The sequence below is a fragment of the Acinetobacter sp. Ver3 genome (genome assembly GCF_000632455.1).
Taxonomy (GTDB): domain Bacteria; phylum Pseudomonadota; class Gammaproteobacteria; order Pseudomonadales; family Moraxellaceae; genus Acinetobacter.
Genome location: NZ_JFYL01000013.1, coordinates 1 through 23,273 on the forward strand (window position 1 = coordinate 1; position 23,273 = coordinate 23,273).

The 23,273-nt window shown below is 40.7% G+C and carries 19 protein-coding genes and 1 tRNA gene; 17 read left to right on the forward strand and 3 right to left on the reverse strand.

Annotated elements, in window-relative coordinates; genetic code table 11:
* The 11 genes from CL42_RS05480 to CL42_RS05530 all read left to right on the forward strand — a co-directional run.
* Nucleotides 1-790: elongation factor Tu (locus CL42_RS05480; RefSeq protein WP_035265934.1), on the forward strand; the 790-nt coding region annotated here is incomplete at its 5' end.
* Nucleotides 791-837: 47 nt separating this feature from the next.
* Nucleotides 838-913: transfer RNA gene (locus CL42_RS05485), tRNA-Trp, on the forward strand.
* A gap of 77 nt (nt 914-990) precedes the next feature.
* Nucleotides 991-1,431: a preprotein translocase subunit SecE gene (gene secE / locus CL42_RS05490; RefSeq protein ID WP_035265936.1), complete on the forward strand. Its 441-nt coding sequence runs from the start codon at nt 991-993 to the stop codon at nt 1,429-1,431.
* Nucleotides 1,432-1,438: 7 nt separating this feature from the next.
* Nucleotides 1,439-1,972, forward strand: a complete 534-nt coding sequence (nusG, locus tag CL42_RS05495) for a transcription termination/antitermination protein NusG (RefSeq protein ID WP_035265938.1) — start codon at nt 1,439-1,441, stop codon at nt 1,970-1,972.
* A gap of 115 nt (nt 1,973-2,087) precedes the next feature.
* The gene (gene rplK / locus CL42_RS05500) at nt 2,088-2,516 is read left to right on the forward strand and encodes a 50S ribosomal protein L11 (protein ID WP_004813566.1); all 429 of its coding nucleotides are present in this window, start codon (nt 2,088-2,090) and stop codon (nt 2,514-2,516) included.
* Between the two features lie 3 nt (nt 2,517-2,519).
* Nucleotides 2,520-3,215 carry a 50S ribosomal protein L1 gene (gene rplA / locus CL42_RS05505; protein WP_035265940.1) on the forward strand — a complete coding sequence of 232 codons (696 nt, stop codon included), beginning with the start codon at nt 2,520-2,522 and terminating at the stop codon, nt 3,213-3,215.
* A 301-nt stretch (nt 3,216-3,516) separates the two neighbouring features.
* Nucleotides 3,517-4,023 (forward strand): 50S ribosomal protein L10, encoded by a 507-nt coding sequence (gene rplJ, locus CL42_RS05510; RefSeq protein ID WP_035265941.1) that lies wholly within the window; start codon nt 3,517-3,519, stop codon nt 4,021-4,023.
* A 51-nt stretch (nt 4,024-4,074) separates the two neighbouring features.
* Nucleotides 4,075-4,446 (forward strand): 50S ribosomal protein L7/L12, encoded by a 372-nt coding sequence (gene rplL, locus CL42_RS05515; protein ID WP_035265942.1) that lies wholly within the window; start codon nt 4,075-4,077, stop codon nt 4,444-4,446.
* A 305-nt stretch (nt 4,447-4,751) separates the two neighbouring features.
* Nucleotides 4,752-8,840, forward strand: a complete 4,089-nt coding sequence (gene rpoB / locus CL42_RS05520; RefSeq protein ID WP_035265943.1) for a DNA-directed RNA polymerase subunit beta — start codon at nt 4,752-4,754, stop codon at nt 8,838-8,840.
* Between the two features lie 144 nt (nt 8,841-8,984).
* Complete coding sequence (rpoC, locus tag CL42_RS05525; protein WP_035265945.1) at nt 8,985-13,178, forward strand: DNA-directed RNA polymerase subunit beta'; 4,194 nt, start codon at nt 8,985-8,987, stop codon at nt 13,176-13,178.
* A gap of 196 nt (nt 13,179-13,374) precedes the next feature.
* Complete coding sequence (locus CL42_RS05530; protein WP_035265949.1) at nt 13,375-13,731, forward strand: hypothetical protein; 357 nt, start codon at nt 13,375-13,377, stop codon at nt 13,729-13,731.
* A gap of 60 nt (nt 13,732-13,791) precedes the next feature.
* On the opposite strand, the gene CL42_RS05535 is transcribed toward CL42_RS05530, so the two are convergent.
* The gene (locus CL42_RS05535; protein ID WP_035265952.1) at nt 13,792-14,280 is read right to left on the reverse strand and encodes a DUF4442 domain-containing protein; all 489 of its coding nucleotides are present in this window, start codon (nt 14,278-14,280) and stop codon (nt 13,792-13,794) included.
* Between the two features lie 124 nt (nt 14,281-14,404).
* Here CL42_RS05535 and CL42_RS05540 point away from each other — a divergent pair, with 124 nt between their 5' ends.
* From CL42_RS05540 to CL42_RS05565, 6 genes are all read left to right on the forward strand, one after another.
* Nucleotides 14,405-15,283 carry an alpha/beta fold hydrolase gene (locus CL42_RS05540; protein WP_035265956.1) on the forward strand — a complete coding sequence of 293 codons (879 nt, stop codon included), beginning with the start codon at nt 14,405-14,407 and terminating at the stop codon, nt 15,281-15,283.
* Between the two features lie 92 nt (nt 15,284-15,375).
* Nucleotides 15,376-16,746 carry a Na+/H+ antiporter family protein gene (locus tag CL42_RS05545; protein WP_035265959.1) on the forward strand — a complete coding sequence of 457 codons (1,371 nt, stop codon included), beginning with the start codon at nt 15,376-15,378 and terminating at the stop codon, nt 16,744-16,746.
* A gap of 308 nt (nt 16,747-17,054) precedes the next feature.
* On the forward strand, nt 17,055-17,639 hold the full coding sequence (locus tag CL42_RS05550) for an OmpW/AlkL family protein (protein ID WP_035265961.1): 585 nt from the start codon (nt 17,055-17,057) through the stop codon (nt 17,637-17,639).
* Nucleotides 17,640-17,770: 131 nt separating this feature from the next.
* Nucleotides 17,771-18,118 carry a lysozyme inhibitor LprI family protein gene (locus CL42_RS05555; RefSeq protein ID WP_035265964.1) on the forward strand — a complete coding sequence of 116 codons (348 nt, stop codon included), beginning with the start codon at nt 17,771-17,773 and terminating at the stop codon, nt 18,116-18,118.
* A gap of 92 nt (nt 18,119-18,210) precedes the next feature.
* Nucleotides 18,211-20,130, forward strand: coding sequence for a molecular chaperone HtpG (gene htpG / locus CL42_RS05560; RefSeq protein WP_035265965.1), 1,920 nt, complete (start codon nt 18,211-18,213; stop codon nt 20,128-20,130).
* A 220-nt stretch (nt 20,131-20,350) separates the two neighbouring features.
* Nucleotides 20,351-20,632, forward strand: a complete 282-nt coding sequence (locus CL42_RS05565; RefSeq protein ID WP_035265966.1) for a hypothetical protein — start codon at nt 20,351-20,353, stop codon at nt 20,630-20,632.
* Nucleotides 20,633-20,693: 61 nt separating this feature from the next.
* On the opposite strand, the gene CL42_RS05570 is transcribed toward CL42_RS05565, so the two are convergent.
* Both CL42_RS05570 and CL42_RS05575 read right to left on the reverse strand, forming a co-directional pair.
* Nucleotides 20,694-21,890: a hypothetical protein gene (locus tag CL42_RS05570; protein WP_228133231.1), complete on the reverse strand. Its 1,197-nt coding sequence runs from the start codon at nt 21,888-21,890 to the stop codon at nt 20,694-20,696.
* A 430-nt stretch (nt 21,891-22,320) separates the two neighbouring features.
* Complete coding sequence (locus CL42_RS05575; RefSeq protein WP_035265969.1) at nt 22,321-23,034, reverse strand: DsbA family oxidoreductase; 714 nt, start codon at nt 23,032-23,034, stop codon at nt 22,321-22,323.
* Nucleotides 23,035-23,273: the final 239 nt, after the last annotated feature.

Sequence of the window (23,273 nt, forward strand, 5' to 3'; positions counted from 1 at the left end):
TTTAAACAAATGTGACCTTGTAGACGACGAAGAGCTTCTTGAGCTAGTTGAAATGGAAGTTCGTGAGCTTCTTTCTACTTATGACTTCCCAGGTGATGACACTCCAGTTATCCGTGGTTCTGCTCTTGCTGCACTTAACGGTGAAGCTGGTCAGTTCGGTGAAGATGCTGTTGTTGCTCTTGTTGAAGCGCTTGACACTTACATCCCAGAGCCAGTACGTGCTGTAGACCAAGCATTCTTGATGCCAATCGAAGACGTATTCTCTATTTCTGGTCGTGGTACAGTAGTAACTGGCCGTGTAGAAACTGGTATCGTTAAAGTAGGCGAAGAAGTTGAAATCGTAGGTATCAAAGACACAGTTAAAACGACAGTAACTGGTGTTGAAATGTTCCGTAAACTTCTAGACGAAGGTCGTGCGGGCGAGAACTGTGGTATCTTATTACGTGGTACTAAGCGTGAAGATGTACAACGTGGTCAAGTACTTTCTAAACCAGGTTCAATCAAGCCACACACTAAATTCGATGCAGAAGTATACGTACTTTCTAAAGAAGAAGGTGGTCGTCACACTCCATTCCTTAACGGTTACCGTCCACAGTTCTACTTCCGTACAACTGACGTAACTGGCGCGATTCAATTAAAAGAAGGCGTTGAAATGGTTATGCCTGGTGACAACGTAGAAATGTCAGTAGAATTAATCCACCCAATCGCAATGGACCCAGGTCTACGTTTTGCGATCCGTGAAGGTGGTCGTACAGTTGGTGCTGGTGTTGTTGCTAAAGTAACTGCATAATAGAAGTACAAACGAAAACCGAGAGTTTCGATTCTCGGTTTTGTTATAGGTCAGTAGTTCAATTGGTAGAGCGTCGGTCTCCAAAACCGAATGTTGGGGGTTCGAGTCCCTCCTGGCCTGCCAAATTATTTTTGATAAAAAGCTTGATGCTGGCTAAACTGGTCATATAATAAGTCGCGAATTCAACGACGAGTACAAAAATGTCGAATGATAAATCGCGTGACGCATTAAGCGACGCGCCAATTCCTCAAAGAAACAATTCCGCTGAAGTCGTTAAATCTGGTTCACCAGTTGACGTGATTTTATGGATTATTGCATTGGCATTACTTGCTGGTGCACTTATGGTAAATCAACATCTTCCAGCATATTGGGTTCCCGCAAACAATATTTGGGTGCGTGTTGGGGTAATTTTGGCTTGTATCGTTGTGGCTTTAGGTTTATTATACGCCACCCATCAAGGCAAAGGCTTTGTTCGTTTGTTGAAAGACTCACGCATTGAACTGCGTCGAGTGATTTGGCCAACAAAGCAAGAAACAGTAACTGCATCATGGCAAGTGTTACTTGTTGTTGTAATCACCGCTATTGGTTTATGGTGTTTTGATTACATTATTAGTTGGTTGATGAAGTTTATTATCGGGTAAAAGAGCTATGAAACGTTGGTACATTATTCATGCCTATTCAGGTTATGAAAAACAAGTGATGCGTTCGCTTAATGATCGAATCCAGCGTAGCGCTGTTGCCGATAGCTTTGGTGAAGTCCTTGTTCCTACTGAAGAAGTGGTAGAGATGAAGGATGGTAAGAAACGTAAGTCAGAGCGTAAATTCTTTCCAGGCTATGTGTTAGTTGAAATGGAAATGAATGACGATACTTGGCACATTGTTAAAGAATGTCCAAAAGTGCTCGGATTTATTGGTGGTACGGCAGAAAAGCCTGCTCCAATTACGCAAAAAGAAGCTGACGCGATTCTTGCACGTGTACGCAATACTGGCGAAGCACCTCGTCCTAAGACAATGTTCGAGCCAGGCGAAGAATTATTGGTTACTGATGGTCCATTCACAGACTTTAAAGGTGTGGTGGAAGAAGTTCAGTACGAAAAGTCACGCTTAACGTTGACGATTAATGTATTCAATCGACCAACTCAAGTTGAATTGGAATTTCGCCAAGTCGAAAAAACAATTTAATCTGAATTGGTTGAAAACGCCCGATTTTATTAATCGGGCATTGTTGTTGTAACGGTATCGTTACTTGTAAATATTGGGGAGCCTTAATCGGCGTTTGTACCCAGAGGTAATTGAAATGGCTAAGAAGATTGACGGCTATATCAAGCTGCAAGTTCCAGCTGGTAAAGCGAATCCATCTCCACCAATCGGTCCTGCACTAGGTCAACGTGGTGTAAACATCATGGCATTCTGTAAAGAATTCAATGCTGCTACACAAAAACTTGAAGCTGGTCTTCCGATTCCTGTAGTGATCACTGTGTACAACGACAAGTCGTTCACATTTATCATGAAAACTCCGCCTGCTGCTATTCTGCTTAAGAAAGCTGCTGGTATCCAAAAGGGTTCAGCTGTACCTAACAAAACTAAAGTTGGTAAGTTGACTCGTGCTCAATTAGAAGAGATCGCGACTACTAAAGAACCAGATTTAACTGGTGCTGACTTAGACGCGCGTGTACGTACCATTGCTGGTTCTGCACGTTCTATGGGCTTGGAAGTGGAGCTTTAAGACATGGCTAAATTAACTAAACGTCAAAAAGCGATTGCAGCTGCTGTAGAAGCGAACAAAGTTTATACTTTGGAAGAAGCTGTAGCAGTACTTTCTAGCCTTCCAGCTGCTAAATTCAAAGAATCTTTGGATGTAGCTGTAAATCTAGGTGTTGATCCTCGTAAATCTGACCAAGTTGTTCGTGGTGCGACTACACTTCCTGCAGGTACTGGTAAAACTGTACGTGTAGCTGTGTTTGCTCAAGGCGCTGCTGCTGAAGCTGCTAAAGCTGAAGGCGCGGACGTAGTTGGTTTTGATGACCTTGCTGAAAGCATTCAAGCGGGTAACCTTGACTTTGACGTAGTGATTGCTGCTCCAGATGCAATGCGCGTTGTAGGTAAGTTAGGTACAATCCTTGGTCCACGTGGCTTAATGCCAAACCCTAAAGTGGGTACTGTAACTCCTGACGTAGCAACTGCAGTTAAAAATGCAAAAGCTGGTCAAGCACGTTACCGTGTAGACAAAGCGGGTATCATCCATGCTGCGATCGGTCAAGTAGGTTTCACTGCTGAAGCTGTTCGTCAAAACGTTGAAGCTCTTGTAGCTGACCTTAAGAAAGCAAAACCTGCAACTTCTAAAGGTGTTTATATCAAAAAGATCACTTTAAGCTCAACTATGGGTCCTGGTCTTACTATTGATGTAACTAACGTTTCTAACTAAGTTTAACTTAGACAGAATTTTAAAGCCCTGAGTAAGATTTGAAGCGCTGCTTCAAATCTTACGCAAGATACCGGTTTTGGATTTCTTGCGAACTTAGGCAAACTTTGAATTGGTAAATGAGAATTTATCAGCGTCAAAGACCTCAGGCGAGGGGAGTTTTATGCTTCGCTCTTAATATTCCAGCCTGCGTAGACGCGGTGGTGTGATTTAGTTCATCCTCCGCGTGTTGACTCAGTGATGAGTTAACGAACTGGGAGTGTACTTCGCGTGAGTACATAAATCACCGTTAGGAGGTTTTACAATGGCTCTTCTTATCGAAGACAAAAAACAGATCGTAGCTGAAGTTAACGCTGTTGCTTCTACTGCTTTCACTGCTGTTGTTGCTGACTACCAAGGTTTAACTGTTGAGCAATTAACTGCTCTTCGTGTTGAAGCTCGTAAACTAGGTGTTACTACACGTATCGTGCGTAATACTTTAGCTAAACGTGCTCTTCAAGATACTCAGTTCGATATCTTGAACGACAACCTTGTTGGCCCAACAATTTTAGCTTTCTCGACTTCTGAAGACGACATGGGCGCAGCTGCTCGTTTGTTTGAAGAATTTGCTAAAACTAATAAAGCATTTGAACTTAAAGCTGCTGCATTCGATGGCAAGGTTTATCAAGGTGCTGAAGTTAGCGTAATCGCGAACCTTCCGAACCAAGAAAAAGCGCTTACTATGCTTGCAAATGTTCTTCAAGCTCCTATTTCGAAATTGGGTCGCCTTATTACTGCGCTCAAAGAGAAAAACGAGTCAGAAGCTGCTTAAGCTTAATAAATCAATTTCCACACCATTCAATATCCATTTGGAGTTATTCTCATGGCTTTAACTAACGAAGAAATCTTAAACGCAGTTGCTGAAAAAACTGTTCTTGAACTTGTTGAACTTATCTCTGCTTTTGAAGAGAAATTCAATGTATCTGCTGCTGCTGTAGCTGTAGCTGCTGCTCCAGGTGCTGGCGCTGCTGCTGCTGAAGAACAAACTGAATTCAATGTAGAGTTGACTTCTTTCGGTGCTAACAAAGTTGCTGTAATTAAAGCAGTTCGTGAAGCTACTGGTCTTGGTCTTAAAGAAGCTAAAGATTTAGTTGAAGGCGCTCCAGCTCTTCTTAAAGAAGGTGTTTCTAAAGAAGAAGCTGAAGAACTTAAGAAGAAACTTGAAGAAGCTGGTGCTCAAGTTACTGTTAAGTAATTTCGCCATGGGGTCATTATTAATTTGACCCCAAAAATTGGCTGATGGCTCTTGGGTCATCAGCCTTTTTGCGTTACAATTATCGGCTCGATTTTTGTTAACTTGGTGTAAAAATCATCAATACTAACTATAATTGAATAAAATCAAACGCTTACCAATATTTTTCCATGTTTAAAAATATTGTTAAGCGTTTTAATACCACTGAACATTGCAGCATTTGAACAAAGTGGTGGTCATATCGACCTGCGTAATTCCTTCTAGACCCGTTCTGCAGGCGGGTTTAGTTTACTTTCCGAGGACTCCAGATGGCATACTCATATACCGAAAAGAAACGGATCCGTAAGAATTTTGGTAAATTGCCCCAAGTGATGGATGCTCCGTACCTGCTCGCGATTCAAGTCGACTCGTACAGAACGTTCCTTCAAGATGGCAAAACACCAAAAAACCTCGAAGATATCGGTCTCCAAGCCGCATTTCGTTCAGTTTTTCCAATTGAAAGTTATTCTGGGAATGCTGCTTTAGAATTCGTTGAGTATAGCCTTGGTAAACCAGAGTTTGACGTTCGCGAATGTATTCTTCGTGGCTCAACTTATGCGGCACCAATGCGCGTAAAAATTCGTTTGATCATTAAGGATCGCGAAACGAAATCAATTAAAGACGTACGTGAACAAGAAGTGTACATGGGTGAAATGCCACTTATGACACAGAATGGTACGTTCGTGATCAATGGTACTGAGCGTGTAATCGTATCTCAATTACATCGTTCACCTGGTGTGTTCTTTGATCATGACAAGGGTAAGACGCATTCAAGTGGTAAGGTGCTTTATTCAGCACGTATCATTCCTTACCGTGGTTCATGGTTAGACTTTGAGTTTGATGCTAAAGATTTAGTATACGTTCGTATTGACCGTCGTCGTAAGTTACTTGCGACTGTGATTCTTCGTGCCTTGAACTATACAAACGAACAAATTCTAGACATGTTCTATGAAAAAGTTCCTGTATATCTAGACATGGGCAGCTATCAAATTGATTTGGTTCCAGAGCGTCTGCGTGGCGAAATGGCACAATTTGATATCACAGACAATGACGGTAAGACAATCGTTGAGCAAGGTAAACGTATTAATGCGCGTCATGTTCGTCAAATGGAAGCTGCAGGCTTAACTAAACTTCCAGTACCTGATGAATATTTATATGAGCGTATTACTGCTGAAGATATTACATTACACAATGGTGATGTGATTGCTGCAAACACGGTTCTTAGCCATGAAGTGATGGTTAAAATCGCTGAAGGCGGCGTTAAGCAATTTAACGTACTTTATACCAATGACATTGATCGCGGTTCATTCGTAGCTGATTCATTACGTGCTGATACGACTTCTGGTCGTGAAGAAGCGCTTGTAGAAATTTACAAGGTAATGCGTCCAGGTGAGCCACCAACGAAAGAAGCTGCAGAAAACTTATTCAATAACTTGTTCTTCTCTTCTGAACGTTATGACTTATCACCAGTTGGTCGTATGAAGTTCAACCGTCGTTTGGGTCGTCCTTACGAAGTGGGTACAGATCAGAAGTCACGTGAAGTTGAAGGTATTCTTTCAAACGATGACATCATTGACGTATTAAAAACACTGGTTGAAATCCGTAACGGTAAAGGTGAAGTCGATGATATCGACCATCTAGGTAACCGTCGCGTACGTTCTGTTGGCGAAATGACAGAAAACCAATTCCGTGTTGGTCTAGTTCGTGTTGAACGTGCTGTGAAAGAGCGTTTATCACAAGCAGAGACAGATAATTTGTCTCCACAAGACTTGATCAACGCAAAACCAGTAGCGGCTGCAATCAAAGAATTCTTTGGTTCAAGCCAGTTATCTCAGTTCATGGATCAAAACAACCCATTGTCTGAAATTACACACAAACGTCGTGTATCAGCATTAGGTCCAGGTGGTTTAACACGTGAACGTGCGGGCTTTGAAGTACGTGACGTACATCAGACTCACTACGGTCGTGTTTGTCCAATTGAAACGCCTGAAGGTCCAAACATTGGTTTGATCAACTCATTATCTGTATATGCGAAAGCGAATAGCTTTGGTTTCTTAGAAACTCCATATCGTAAAGTTGTTGATGGTCGTGTAACGGATGAAGTTGAATATTTATCTGCAATTGAAGAAGTAGGTACTGTGATTGCACAGGCCGATTCTCAATTGGATAAAGATGGCAACTTAACAGAAGAATTCGTATCTGTTCGTCACCAAGGTGACTTCGTACGTATGCCGCCAGAAAAAGTAACGCACATGGACGTATCTGCTCAGCAGGTTGTTTCTGTGGCTGCGTCACTGATTCCATTCCTTGAACACGATGATGCGAACCGTGCATTGATGGGTTCAAACATGCAACGTCAGGCTGTTCCTACGCTGATTGCTGACAAGCCTCTTGTTGGTACAGGTATGGAAGCGAACGTGGCGCATGATTCCGGCGTGTGTGTGATCGCGAAACGTGGCGGGCGTATTGAATACGTAGATGCATCTCGTGTCGTTATTCGTGTGAATGAAGATGAAATGGTTGCGGGTGAAGCAGGTGTAGATATCTACAACTTGATTAAATACACACGTTCAAACCAAAACACATGTATTAACCAAAAAGTGCTTGTGAACCTAGGCGACAAAGTTGGTCGTGGTGATGTACTTGCTGATGGTCCATCAACTGATGGCGGTGAATTGGCTCTTGGTCAAAACATGCGTGTCGCGTTCATGACTTGGAACGGTTATAACTACGAAGACTCGATCTTATTATCTGAGCGTGTTCTTCAAGAAGATCGTTTGACGTCTATTCACATTCAAGAACTCTCTTGTGTTGCGCGTGATACTAAACTTGGTTCTGAAGAAATTACTGCTGATATTCCGAACGTAGGCGAGGCTGCACTTTCTAAGCTTGATGAATCAGGTATTGTCTATATCGGTGCTGAAGTAACTGCTGGTGACATTTTAGTTGGTAAAGTAACACCTAAGGGCGAAACGCAGTTGACTCCTGAAGAAAAATTGCTTCGTGCAATCTTTGGTGAAAAAGCAGCTGATGTGAAAGACTCTTCACTTCGTGTTCCATCTGGTACGAAGGGTACAGTCATCGACGTTCAAGTGTTTACTCGTGATGGTATCGAGAAAGACGAACGTGCTCAAGCGATTGAAAAAGCTCAACTTGATGCATACCGTAAAGATTTGAAAGAAGAATACAAAATCTTCGAAGAAGCTGCACGTGAGCGCGTTGTACGTTTGTTGAACGGTCAAGAGTCTAATGGCGGCGGTACAACAAAACGTGGCGATAAGTTAACTGATGAAGTTCTTTCAAATCTAGAACTTGTTGATCTACTTGATATCCAACCAGTAGATGAAGGCATCGCGGAGCGTTTAACTCAAATTCAAGTATTCTTGAAAGAGAAGAGTCTTGAAATCGATGAGAAATTCGCTGAGAAAAAACGCAAGCTTTCTACAGGTGATGAGTTAACAACTGGCGTATTGAAAGTTGTTAAAGTTTACCTAGCAGTAAAACGTCGTATTCAGCCTGGTGATAAGATGGCGGGTCGTCATGGTAACAAAGGTGTTGTATCAAACATCTTGCCAGTTGAAGACATGCCACATGATGCGAATGGTGTTCCAGTAGATATCGTATTGAACCCACTAGGTGTACCTTCACGTATGAACGTGGGTCAGATTCTTGAAACTCACTTGGGTATGGCTGCGAAAGGTCTTGGTGACAAGATCGATCAAATGTTGAAAGAACAACGTACTGTACTTGAACTTCGTGAATTCTTAGACAAGATTTACAACAAAGTTGGTGGCGAGCAAGAAGATCTTGATAGCTTAACTGATGATGAAATCTTGGCACTTTCAGGCAACCTCCGTAAAGGTGTTCCACTTGCAACACCAGTATTTGACGGTGCCGAAGAAGGTCAAATCAAAGAGTTATTAGAACTATCTGGTCTTTCACGTACTGGTCAGACAGTACTGTATGATGGCCGTACTGGTGAACGTTTTGACCGTCCTGTAACTGTAGGTTACATGTACATGTTGAAATTGAACCACTTGGTTGATGACAAGATGCATGCGCGTTCTACAGGTTCTTACTCGCTTGTAACGCAACAGCCGCTTGGTGGTAAAGCACAATTCGGTGGTCAGCGTTTCGGTGAGATGGAGGTCTGGGCACTCGAAGCATATGGCGCAGCTTATACGCTTCAAGAAATGCTGACTGTGAAGTCGGATGACGTTGAGGGTCGTACCCGTATCTATAAGAACATTGTAGATGGTAACCATTATATGGACCCAGGTATGCCTGAATCGTTCAACGTATTGACCAAAGAGATCCGTTCTTTAGGTATCAACATTGAACTGAAAAATGGTGACTAAATCCCCCTCAATCCCCCTTTGATAAGGGGGAGACTAACCCCTCTTTAAAAAAGAGGGGTTAGGGGAGATTACCAATTCAGTTAAAAAACAATATTTGTGACCCAGTTGTGAAGTGAAAATCTCCACAACACACGGAGAAAAAAATTGAAAGACTTGCTCGATATCATGCGCAAAAAGACGGATTCAGACGGTCATGCTCCTGTAGAGTTTGATCGCATCCGTATTGGTCTTGCGTCACCAGAAATGATTAAGTCATGGTCTCATGGTGAAGTTAAAAAGCCAGAGACAATTAACTATCGTACGTTCAAACCTGAACGTGATGGTTTATTCTGTGCCAAAATTTTTGGTCCAGTAAAAGATTACGAATGCTTGTGTGGTAAATACAAGCGTATGAAATACAAAGGTGTCATTTGTGAAAAATGTGGCGTTGAAGTAACAACTGCGAAAGTTCGTCGTGAACGTATGGGTCACATTGAGCTTGCTTCACCAGTTGCACACATTTGGTTCTTAAAATCACTGCCTAGCCGTATCGGTCTTCTTTTAGACATGACGCTACGTGATATCGAACGTGTATTGTATTTCGAATCTTACGTTGTAACAGATCCTGGTATGACTCCTTTCGAAAAATACCAACTTCTGAATGACGAAGAATACTTCACAGCATTAGAAGAGCACGGTGATGAATTCACTGCGAAAATGGGTGCTGAAGCAGTTCAAGATTTGTTGAAAGACATTGATCTTGAAGCTGAGATTTCTCGTTTACGTGAAGAAATTCCGAATACAACTTCTGAAACGAAGCTTAAGAAAGCATCTAAGCGTTTGAAGTTAATGGAAGCGTTCAAAGAGTCGAATAACAAACCAGAATGGATGGTGTTGACTGTACTTCCAGTACTTCCACCAGATCTTCGTCCGCTTGTACCACTTGAAGGTGGTCGTTTCGCGACATCTGATTTGAACGATCTTTATCGTCGTGTGATTAACCGTAACAACCGTTTAAAGCGTCTTCTTGATCTAGCTGCTCCAGATATCATCGTACGTAACGAAAAACGTATGTTACAAGAGTCTGTAGATGCATTGTTAGATAACGGTCGTCGTGGTCGTGCAATTACTGGTTCGAACAAACGTCCTCTTAAATCTTTGGCAGACATGATCAAAGGTAAACAAGGTCGTTTCCGTCAAAACTTACTTGGTAAGCGTGTTGACTATTCTGGTCGTTCGGTAATTACTGTAGGTCCTACTTTACGTCTTCACCAATGTGGTCTTCCTAAGAAAATGGCACTTGAGTTATTCAAGCCGTTTATTTTCGCGAAATTACAAGCGTCTGGTCAAGCAACTACCATTAAAGCTGCGAAGAAAATGGTTGAGCGTGAGACTCCAGAAGTTTGGGACGTTCTAGCATCTGTGATTCGTCAACATCCAGTGATGTTGAACCGTGCGCCAACACTTCACCGTTTAGGTCTTCAAGCATTTGAGCCTGTACTGATTGAAGGTAAAGCAATCCGTCTACACCCACTCGTATGTGCTGCGTTCAACGCCGACTTCGATGGTGACCAAATGGCGGTACACGTTCCATTAACACTTGAAGCTCAATTAGAAGCTCGTGCGTTAATGATGTCAACGAACAACATCTTGTCTCCAGCAAACGGTGAACCAATCATCGTTCCATCGCAAGACGTTGTCTTAGGCTTGTATTACATCACGCGTGATGCAATCAATGCCAAAGGTGAAGGCATGGTGTTCGCGGATACTCACGAAGTAAACCGTGCGCTTGCAACAGGTCAAGTTGATTTACATGCTCGCGTTAAAGCTCGTGTACATCAAACTGTGATCAATGAAAATGGTGAGCGTGAGCAACAAACTATTATCGTTGATACAACGCCAGGCCGTTGTTTACTTTGGGAAGTTGTGCCAGAAGGTTTAAGCTTCGAGCAAATCAACGTTGAGATGACTAAAAAGAATATCTCTAAATTGATCAACTCTTGCTACCGTAAGCTTGGTTTGAAAGATACTGTTATTTTTGCTGACCAATTGATGTACCTCGGTTTCCGTCAAGCAACACGTTCAGGCGTGTCTGTTGGTATGGAAGACATGGTGATTCCACCTGCGAAGTATTCAATCATCGAGAAAGCTGAAGTTGAAGTTCGTGAAATTGAGCAACAGTTCGAACAAGGTTTCGTAACTGCCGGTGAACGTTATAACAAAGTTGTCGATATTTGGGCACGTACAAACGACCAAGTAGCGAAAGCGATGATGGATAACTTGTCTTACACGACTGTTAAGAACAAACAGGGCGAAGATGAAAAACAAAAATCATTCAACTCCATCTACATGATGTCTGACTCTGGTGCCCGTGGTAGTGCAGCACAGATTCGTCAGCTTGCAGGTATGCGTGGTTTGATGGCAAAACCGGATGGCTCGATTATTGAGACACCAATTAAAGCGAACTTCCGTGAAGGTTTGACAGTACTTCAGTACTTCATTTCAACACACGGTGCGCGTAAAGGTTTGGCCGATACGGCATTGAAGACAGCGAACTCGGGTTACTTGACACGTCGTCTTGTAGACGTAGCGCAAGACTTAGTGATTACTGAGCCAGATTGCGGTACTTTTGACGGTCTCGTAATGACGCCATTCATTCAAGGTGGTGATGTTATCGAGAACTTAGGTACTCGTGTGCTTGGTCGTGTATTAGCTGAAGATGCGAAGCGACCAGGTTCTGATGAAGTAGTACTGCCACGTAATACACTCATCGATGAGAAACTTGCAAACTACCTAGAAGAGCAAGGTGTCGATGAAGTTAAAGTGCGTTCAGTAGTAAACTGTGCATCTACTTTTGGTGTATGTGCGAAATGTTATGGTCGTGACCTTGCACGTGGTCACTTGGTGAATCCAGGTGAATCAGTGGGTGTAATGGCTGCTCAATCCATTGGTGAGCCAGGTACACAGTTAACGATGCGTACATTCCACGTGGGTGGTGCTGCGAGCCGAACTTCTGCTGCGAACAGTGTTCAAGTACGTAATGCAGGCTTTGTCCGTTTCCATAATGTGAAGACAGTGCAACACGCTAAAGGTCACTTAGTGTCTGTATCTCGTTCTGGTGAGATTGGTATCACTGATGACATCGGTCGTGAGCGTGAGCGCTATAAACTTCCTTACGGTGCCTCAATCTTGATTAAAGATGGTGGTGCGGTAGAAGCTGGCGGTATTGTAGCGACTTGGGATCCGCATACGCATCCATTGGTAACAGAAGTTGCTGGTAAAGCACGTTTCAGCCAAATCGCTGATGGCGTGACTGCAACATCGAAAACAGATGATGCAACTGGTATGACGACAGTTGAAATTTTACCTGTAACGTCTCGTCCAGCTTCTGGTAAAGACTTACGTCCAGCGATTGTATTAGATACAGTTGATGGTGGTGAACAGTTCTACTTCTTACCACAAAATACAATTGTGACTGTCCGTGATGGCGAAACAATTGGTGTGGGTGATGTAATTGGTCGTGTACCTCAAGAAACTTCACGTACTCGTGATATTACCGGTGGTCTTCCACGTGTAGCTGACTTGTTTGAAGCACGTAAGCCGAAAGAACATGCGATCCTTGCAGAAGTTTCAGGTGTTGTAAGCTTTGGTAAAGAAACTAAAGGTAAGAATCGTTTGGTGATCACACCGGATGATGGCTCAGAGATTTACGAAGAGTTAATTCCTAAGTGGCGTACGATTAACGTGTTTGAAGGTGAGCATGTTAACCGTGGTGAAACGATTTCTGATGGTCCGCAAAATCCACATGACATCTTACGTTTGAAAGGTGAAGTGGCGTTGACAAACTACATCGTGAATGAAGTTCAAGACGTATATCGTCTCCAAGGTGTAAAAATCAACGATAAGCACATTGAAGTCATCGTACGTCAAATGTTGCGTAAAGTTGAGATCATCGATGGTGGTGATACAAGCTTCATCAAAGGCGAGCAAGTGGATTACATCCGTGTTGTCCAAGAAAACCAAGCAGTACTTGCTCAGAACAAGTTCCCTGCGAAGTTTGAACGTCAATTGATGGGTATCACGAAAGCTTCACTTTCTACTGACTCGTTCATTTCTGCTGCATCGTTCCAGGAAACAACACGTGTGTTAACTGAAGCTGCTGTAACAGGTAAAGAAGATGATTTACGCGGTCTAAAAGAAAACGTGGTTGTTGGTCGCTTGATCCCAGCGGGTACAGGTTTGGCTTACCACTTAGAGCGTCGTCGTCAAGAAGCAGAAGCTGCTGAACACGAATTGGTTAATGACTTCTCTGAAGTTGACCAAGCGTTCTCACAAGCATTAAATGAAGATCAGTTTTAATCTAAACTGAATTAAGAAGGCACCTACGGGTGCCTTTTTTATTGAGTTTGATAATGTGAATTTGAGGCTAAATATCTATTTTGAAAAAAACTCTTTACAAATAGCATCATTTTCGCGTTGTCTTGTAACAGAAATTGAAAATTTTATTCTCTAGATCGCGATATGCTTATATAAATAGACAAAGAGGGACATCAAGATGAAAAAGTTAACAGCTGTCATGGCGATGGCAACCGTATCTACAATGCTACTTGCAGGTTGTGAAAGCATGACGCCGAATCAACAGCGTATTGGTGCAGCTGCTGCAGGCGGTGCACTTGGTGGTGGTGTTGGTAATAATGTTGGTGGTGGTGTTGGTGCAACGCTTGGTGGTGGTGCAGGTGCCGCTGTAGGTAGTAAAGCTCAAGGGGGCTCAGATCGTAATGCCACTTATAGTGGTGTAGGCGGTGCAATCGGGTCTGCAGTCGGTAAAAGTATTTTTGGTGGTAACTCTGGCGCTGCAATTGGTGGTGCAATTGGCGGCGGTGCAGGAGCAGCGATAGAGCAAAAGCGATAGAACAAAATAATCGTTAATTTGCTAAAGTGATAAAAAAAGCGCTCATAGAGCGCTTTTTTATTAACGGAAACGTGTGGCTTTTGCCTTCTTGCGACGGATATACACAGTTTTGTGAACTTCTGCGATCCGTAAGCCTGATTCATCCATAATATTCACAGTATAGTTACGGTAAACAGGAGCATGATTGCTAGCGAGCTCTTTGATGAGTTGTATTTCACTGGAATCAATGCGGATATCTGCATAAACAGTGCTACGACCAGGAGTTAAAAAATCGATGCTTGCAGCCTTATCCCAAACAATATATTTATCACCTAAGTGATACATGAGTAATGTCATATAGAATGGGTCAACCATAGAATAAAGGCTACCGCCAAAGTGGACACCCACAATATTTTTATTTTTTCGTGTAAGTGGCATTTTTACACGAATATGATGATTTTTTAAGTCGATTTTATCGATAGTAATGCCTGCACCTTGAAAGGGTGCAAAGCTATTAAACATATACTTGGAGATTAACGGAATTGTCGTTAGCTTTTTCAAAATACTCATTTAGGTCAATTATTTTTATTTCATTAGTTAGCATACTAAAGTACAAAAAATATTCTGGCATTGATCGAAAATCATCGTAGACCAAGAAAACGGTCAATCAATAACAAAAAAGGTTGAGCATATTATGCAATTTGAATCGCATTGGATTAACACGACAGATCAACAAAAACTCTATGCTAAAACATGGGGAGATCGGAATAAGCCGGCATTGGTGCTTGTGCATGGTTATCCAGACAATCAAGAAGTATGGGAACCAATCATTTCGAATTTAATCGAAGATTATTTTGTTGTAACTTATGATGTGCGTGGCGCTGGTCAATCGAGCGTACCGAAAAAGATTCGCGCTTATGCATTAGCTCAACTGTCTTTGGATTTGGAGAGTGTGGTAAATTATCTGTTGCCAAATCGAAACTTTCATGTGGCAGCACACGATTGGGGCTCAATTCAAACATGGGAATCCGTAACAGAATCTAAATTTAAAGGTCGTATTCTTTCATATACCACTATATCTGGACCATGCTTGGACCATGCTGCTTATTGGATGCGTGAACAATTCAAACATCAAAAACCAAAGTTCTTTAAGCAATTGATTAAGTCTTGGTACATCGTACTATTTCAGCTACCCGTAGTTGCACCGACGATGTGGAATTTTCTCAATCCAGATCGCTGGGGCAAAATATTTGAAATTCTTGAAGATACAAAAGGCTTACCTGTAAACCAAAATATCTCTAAGGATGGTGAGTATGGTGTGGCACTGTATCGGGCAAACTTTATTCCACGTCTAACGATGCCTCGTCAACGTCATGCGATTTGCCCCGTTCAAGCGGTAGTCTTAAAACGCGATAAATATGTAAGTCCAGAGTTGATTGACGAAATTCCAAAATGGGCGACAGGTTTTGAACGTGTTGAGCTAGATGCGAATCATTGGGCTGTTTTAAGTCGTGCCCAAGAGATCGCATCGTATATTAAACAATTTGCAAAAAAAAATGCGCAAGGCGAATAGAATCTGACGAGTGAAGGTATCAACCCCTGATGAGCAGATTTATTACAAACAAATTCTGATAAAATAGTTTTTTTGTCTGATTCCTATTTCTTATGTTTGCAATTCTTGCTGCCATTGGGGTCATGTTTGGCCTCTCTTTGGCTCGTGTGCCTGTGGTATTTGCACTGATCATTGGTGCTGTAACAGGAGGCCTATTGGCTGGTCTTGGTTTACAAGGCACTATGGAAGCGTTTAATGGTGGTTTGGGCAAGGGTGCCCAGATTGCTTTAGCTTATGGTGTACTTGGTGCATTTGCCTTAACTTTGGCTCGTTCAGGTTTGCCAGATCTTCTAGCATATAAAATGATTAATTCACTTAAAGGTGAGGCTAATCTTAAAATACAAAATCGTGTCAAATATGCCATCTTTGCAACGGTTGCGATAGCGGCTGTTTGTTCTCAAAACGTAATTCCCGTGCATATTGCTTTTATTCCTGTATTGATTCCACCATTATTGATGGTATTCAACCATTTAAAGCTTGATCGACGATTGGTTGCATGTCTACTCACATTTGGTTTATGTGCAACTTATATGTTGATCCCAGTCGGTTTTGGTGCAATTTTCCTAAATGATATTTTAGGTCAAAACATCAATACTTTTGGTGAACCACTTGGCTTCCAAATTGATTATGATCAAATCCCTTCTGCGATGGCGATTCCTGTGTTTGGGATGTTCGTAGGTTTATTAATCGCAGTGTTTTATAGCTATCGTAAACCACGAGAATATCTTGACATTCATGTCGAAGAACAGCCACAAAGCATTTCGGGTGAAATGGGTGTTCAAGAAGGTTCTGCGAGACCGGAGGTTTCTAAATTTACGATTTATATGGCGGGGGGTGCTGTTTTAGCAACGCTTGCAGTGCAATTGTATTCTGATTCGATGATTTTAGCTGGTTTAGTCGGTGTGGCGATCCTAAGTTGTGCAGGTATTTTCAAGTGGAAAGAAGCTGACGATGTCATCATTACTGGTATGCGTATGATGGCACTCGTGGGTTTTATTATGATCGCAGCACAAGGTTTTGCAGCCGTGATCGGCGCTACTGGTCAGGTTCCAACGCTAGTTGAGGCTTCAGTCGCATGGATTGGTGATAGTCAAGGTTGGGCAGCATTCTGGATGTTACTCATCGGATTGTTAATTACACTAGGTATAGGATCATCATTCTCTACAGTGCCAATTCTTGCAATCATTTATGTCCCATTATGTATTCAGTTTGGTTTTAGTACAGCAGCAACAATTGCACTCATAGGTACTGCTGCAGCTCTAGGTGATGCAGGCTCTCCTGCTTCAGACTCGACTTTAGGTCCAACATCAGGTTTGAATATGGATGGTCAACATGACCATATGAAAGACAGTGTGATTCCGACATTTATTCATTTCAATATTCCATTGATGATTTTTGGTTGGATCGCGGCAATGGTGCTATAACTATATTTAAAAAATGATTGAATAAAAGGCGATTAATATAATCGCCTTTTTTATTTTAAATCAGATTAAAATAGTGGGATTAAATAAAAAATCCCGAGTAAAATAATATGATTAATAATTTATTTAAAATAATTGATGGTTTTATAATTGACTAAATTAGTATGATTTAAAATAAATTATCATTTTAATCAATTATTTGTAAATAAAATTTATTTTATTTAAATTTTAAGAGTTGTATATTAATTTTTGACATGTTTATTATATTTAAATAGTGGTTTATTTAGATCAATCTTCCAGAGGTTATAATAATGTTAAATAAAATTGCACTGATTGTTTTGCTTGGAATGTCTGCAAATGCACTGGCAGGAGAATGGCAACTTAAGTTAGGTGCATCTGCAATTTCTCCAACGCAAGATACCACTGTGGCCGCTCTAGGAGGAGCTAAAGTGGAAGCCGATGATGAATTTGCTTTTACCCCTTCGGTGGAATATTTCTTTAATGATCAAATTTCTGCTGAATTATTATTAGCCACACCAGTTCGCCATGATGTTTTGATTAATGGCGCTGATGCAGTGACGATTAAACATTTACCACCAACACTGACTGCGAAATATCATTTTAAAAATACCTCGGGATTTACACCTTATGTTGGTCTTGGTGCAACAGCATTTATTGCTTGGGATGAGCAAGGCGTTCAAAGTGTAAAAGAAGATTTTGGTTATGCAGCGCAGTTAGGTTTCAATTTCCAACCAGCTGATGCAAAAAACTGGGGTGTATTCGCTGACGTACGTTATGCAGATTTAAACCCTGAAGTGAATGTAGATGGAACAACAAAGTTCAAGCTAGATATAGATCCAGTCATCTATAGCATTGGTTACAGCTACAAATTCTAAAAATAAAGTTGCGCCTAGCCCTATTAATCAATAGGGCTTTTTTTATGTGTCGTACTATAACAGGTAGAAAATACCATATAAAAAAACAATTTTTTTCAATAATCTAGAAAGCTCATAACAGAGTAGTATGCATGAAGAACCAATTCATAAAACTCATCATTGTGCTGGCTGCATGTGGAAGTGTTCCAGTATTTGCAGCGAGTTTTGATTGCAAAAAAGCGCAGTCCGAAACTGAGAAAGCTGTTTGTGAACATCGTATCCTGAATGATGCAGATGTTAAAATGGCTGCCACTTATCAAATTCTTCGTCGTTTAGTACCGATGGGAATGCGATCAATCATTCAGAATGAACAAGTCAAATGGCTGGAATTACGTGATCAATGCCAAGCAAATTTGCAATGCTTAAATCATGTCTATCAAATGCGTCAGCAAAAACTAGAAATACATCTTGATCGAATTTACAAACAAGGTCCTTTTTAAAAAAATTTAATTTTGACCATTGAAAAAATTAGAAGCTACACCATTCATTAAGCATTCAAAAAAATTGTTTTGATGTGTTTAAGGAGTAGTTTATGAGCGAGCAGAATACACAAAAACATAGTTTCCAAGCGGAAGTTGCTCAGCTTTTACATTTAGTGACGCATTCACTTTATTCAAATCCAGAAATTTTCCTTCGTGAGCTAATTTCAAACGCTTCAGACGCATGTGATAAATTACGTTTTGAAGGGATTAATCATCCTGAATACTATGAAAATGATCCAGATTTACGTGTACGCGTACAATTGGATAAAGATAATAAAACCATCACCATTTCAGACAACGGTATTGGTTTAAGCCAACAAGAAGCTATTGATAATTTGGGTACGATTGCTAAATCTGGTACTAAAGACTTTATGTCTAAATTAACCGGTGATCAAAAGTCAGATGCACAGTTAATTGGTCAGTTTGGTGTCGGTTTTTATTCTGGCTTTATTGTCGCTGATAAAATCACAGTTGAATCACGTCGTGCAGGGGCTGAAGCTTCAGAAGGTGTACGTTGGATCAGTGGTGGTACAGGCGAATTTGAAGTTGAGCAAATTACGAAAGAAGGTCGCGGTACAGATATTATTCTACACTTGCGCGAAGACGCATTAGATTATTTGCAAAGTTATAAAGTAAAGCAAATTATCAATAAATATTCAGACCATATCAGTTTACCAATTCAAATGGAAAAAGAGGTATGGCAACAAGAAGAAGCAGCTGAGGGCGAAGAAGCGAAACCAGGCCAGTATGTCAAAACGGGTGAATGGGAGGCGATCAATTCTGCCAGCGCATTGTGGACACGTAGTAAGAATGACATTACTGAAGAACAGTATATTGAGTTTTATAAAAACTTAAGTCACGACTTTGAAGCACCTATTACATGGGCGCATAACCGTGTAGAAGGGAGCACTGAATATACGCAATTACTGTATATCCCAAGTAAAGCACCGCACAACATTTTCTCACGTGAAGCGAAAGCAGGTATCAAGCTCTATGTGAAACGTGTCTTCATCATGGATGATGCAGATAATCTCATCCCGAACTATTTACGATTCGTTCAAGGTGTTGTGGATAGCGCAGACTTACCGTTGAATGTGAGTCGTGAATTACTTCAAGAAAGTCGAGATGTTAAAACCATCCGTGAAGGTAACACACGTCGAATCTTAACAACTTTAGATACTTTAGCTAAATCTGAAGATGAAACAGATCAAGAGAAATTTAAGAAGTTTTATGCTGAGTTTGGATCTGTCTTAAAAGAAGGTTTGGGTGAAGATTTCACCAATCGTGATCGAATTTTGAAGCTTCTACGCTTTGCAACTTCAAACAATGATGAGGTGACCACTTCATTGGCTGACTACAAAGCAGCAATGAAAGAAGGTCAAAAGGCGATTTATTATGTAACGGCGGAAAGCTTAGCCGCTGCTAAAAACTCGCCACAACTTGAGTTATTCAAGAAAAAAGGCATCGATGTTCTGCTAATGACTGAACGTGTAGATGAATGGGCAATGGAGTTTGTTCATGAGTTTGACGGGACACCAATGCAGAATGTCGCAAAAGGTGCTGTAGACTTAGGTGATTTACAAGACGCTGAAGAGAAAAAAGCATTAGAAGCGGCGGCTGAGCAGTTTAAACCTGTGGTTGAAAAGCTGTCTGAGTCATTAAAAGACAAAACCAAAGAAGTGCGCGTAACCACTCGTTTGGTTGATTCTCCAGCGTGTCTGGTAACTGGTGAAGGCGAATTGTCTCCACAGTTGATTCGCATGTTAAAACAAGCAGGTCAAGCAGTCCCAGAAAGCAAGCCAATTTTAGAGATTAACCCTGAGCATCCATTAGTGAAAAAGTTGGATGGTTCAGCACAATTTGACGATCTTGCAAATGTGATTTTTGATCAAGCGATGATTGCGGAAGGTGGGTTACCAGAAGATCCAGCTGCATATTTAAAACGCATTAACAGCTTATTATTGAAATAAGCGCATATTTTAAATTGTGATCGAAAGCCTATCTTCGGATAGGCTTTTTTAATGCAGCGCCGTCGTAGGATGCAAAAGGAGCTATTTAAGCTTTGGGTTAAACTAGATAAATTTTTTTGATGTTGATGATAAAAAAATACGTCCAAGTTTCGATTTGTAAAACATATCAAAAAATAATAATTAATCTATAATAGCGATCATTAAATATTGGGAATATTCTATGAAAACTTCAATGATGCTCGCATTTAGCATGTTTTGTCTGAGCTTAACCAATGTCTCTTATGCAGAACAAGATGTGAAAAAAATTGTTCGAAATGATCGTGTAACCGTGGTGAAGCATCAAATTCCACAGTTTGATATTAATTCTTTTGTGGATAGTAAACGTATCGCACGCACAGATCGTGTCGGTTATGTTTTACCTAAAACTGAAGCTGAAGCGTCTCCTAAAAAAATACGTATTACACGTAATGATCGTATCGTGATTCAAAAGCCTGTCATTTGAGAATCTAAAATCCAAAAAAAACCCATCAGTGATGGGCTTTTTTTATGACTATTATCGAGCGCTAAAATCTAGCTTCAAGACGAACTAAAGCACGAGGATAGTGTGATCGATCTTCACGCTTGTCATTAAAATAGTTAAGATCACCTTGAACAAAGAACCATTCGCGGAATAAGGGTTGGCGCCAAGAAACAAAAGGTCCCCAACTGTTCATACGTAAATCATCTTCGTTGTAATAACCGCCTACATACATACCGTAGTTAAAGCGGTTATCATGGAAAAACTGATGTTGGCGATAGGTACGATTATCCCAAGTCCAATCATCATCCTGCTCATCCGCATAAGTTAGATAAAGCTGATTTGAAATAAATGCTTCATTTGGACGTGCGTGGGTGAGTTCCAAATTGGTTCTTAGATAATTTTCACTATCTATACCATAACGATAGATTTGTTCAGCATGAAAGGAAAAATCATTCCCGAGAGTCCAATCTTTTTTTGCCTTTAAGCGGGCATAAATGTCATCTCCAGATCGGATACCTAAGTCAGCATCTAAATCGAAAGGTAATTTATCAGACAGTTGTGACCAACGTAAGGCGATAGAACTGTTATCTTCACGGATTCGCTTAGTGTCGACATTTTTGTCGGGATCACCAGCGGGATTTTCATTGGTAATGGCAATATTGTTGTCAATTTCATTATCCAGTGAATCATCACCAAAGACTAAACTTAATTTACGCTCTAAGGTTGGTAAGTCGATTTTACCGCGTATACGTGGCTTGAATTCGTAATCATCATACTTATTCCATTTATTATCAAAGATTACACGTAGCGTTGCTTTGGCGGTTTCATCTTCATAACCTTCACCAAACCAACCATCGATTCGCTGTGCGGTTCGGTCTGCCCAGTGACGAATCGATTTTTGACGTCGGTCAATCCATGATAAATCTTCAGTCGCTTGGGTCGGAGCGTATATTTTTTTATTGGATTGTTCTGGGAATAGTGTCGGCGTTGCATCAACCATGCGAGGAACGTAGTTAATCCAACCTAAACTATTTTCATCCGATGTTGGCCAGTCTTTTTGTTGAAATTCTAAAGGATAGTCTAAAGTAGGGAATTCGCTACTGACACTGATTTCATCTGTTTGATAAGGATCAGTCAAGTGATCTATCTGATCTTGGCTATACACGAAAGTACTTAAAAAGCTACAACTTAAGACAAGACTTAAGGTTGACGGTTTGAATTGCTGCATGATTCTTTTCATATTCGCTCTAAGTTATTTTCATTGTTAAGCCACTGAATTTATTTATAAAATTAAAAAATGGGCTTAAGCATCGTGATATTATTAAAAATCAATGTTTGATCTATTCTAATGAATTGTTCAACAAAATTCACAATAAACAACAATGAATTTATAGTCATTTAAAATTAGAACAGATAATGAGAAGACTTAAAACTCAAATAATTTTATTAAATAATTGTTTTATAGATAAAAAAAAGACCTCCTTGGGGAAAGAGGTCTATAAAAATTTACCATGTATAGAGTCATGCAGTGAATCTATACATAAAGTATATTCAGTTCCGATTCACTTGAATAGGCTTGTTTATGCAACGCTGAATTCTATTTTTATAACAGTCTAAATATGGCTTAAGTCATGCAACCTTAAGCCAGTATTTAGGTTCTCGAAGATGTTTTATGATTTGCTTGGTGGCACGTCACAATGTTCATCAGTACAAGTTTCTGCATCTTCAACAGTGGGTTGATCTGTTTGTTCATTGGCAGTCGTTAATACTTTGTTGATCACATCTTGGAAGACTTGAGTCGGTTGAGCACCAGCTAAAGCCACACGCTGATCGAATACAAAGAATGGTACGCCAGTCACTTTCAATTGATCACGTGCAAGTTCTTCATCAAATTGGACAAAATCGGCATATTGATCAGAATCCAAAATATCATCCACTTCAACTGGATTTAAACCAATGCGCGAAGCAACATCTTCGAGGGTTTCACGCTCGCCAATGGCTAAACCTTGGGTCATATAGCTATAGAAAAAGGCTTCTTTTGCTTCCGAACCCAATCCTAAGCTTTGTGCATGATGAATAATTCGATGGGCGTTAAATGTATTCCCTGAGTTGGCATTTTCCCAATTGAACTCGATGCCTTCTGCTTTTGCCATTTCCGCAATATTGCGTTGCATTTCTTCAACTTCAGCGACAGTACGCCCATATTTCAATGCCAAACGTTCGCTATTTGAGACTTCTTGACGTGGTGGTGCATCAGGATCTAACTGGAAACTGTGCCAATGGACTTCAAGTTCTACACCAGTTGCAGCAGCTGCTGCTTCTAAACGTTTTTTTCCGATATAGCAAAAAGGGCATACTACATCTGACCACACATCTACACGCATAAAAAATCTCTAATCATCATTTATGAATCTATAGTGTGGGCAATGACAACAAAATTAAAGGTCTAAATCTGAAACGCAGAGTTTCAATCCGATATATTTCTGTCGAAAATATGAATTTTGCGTAATAAATTATTGAAACTTGATCACAGAATCACGAATAAATCGACAAAATCACAGCAATATTCACTAAATTCATTCCTAATTCTGCTTAAAAAATATGCTATACATTACACATCATG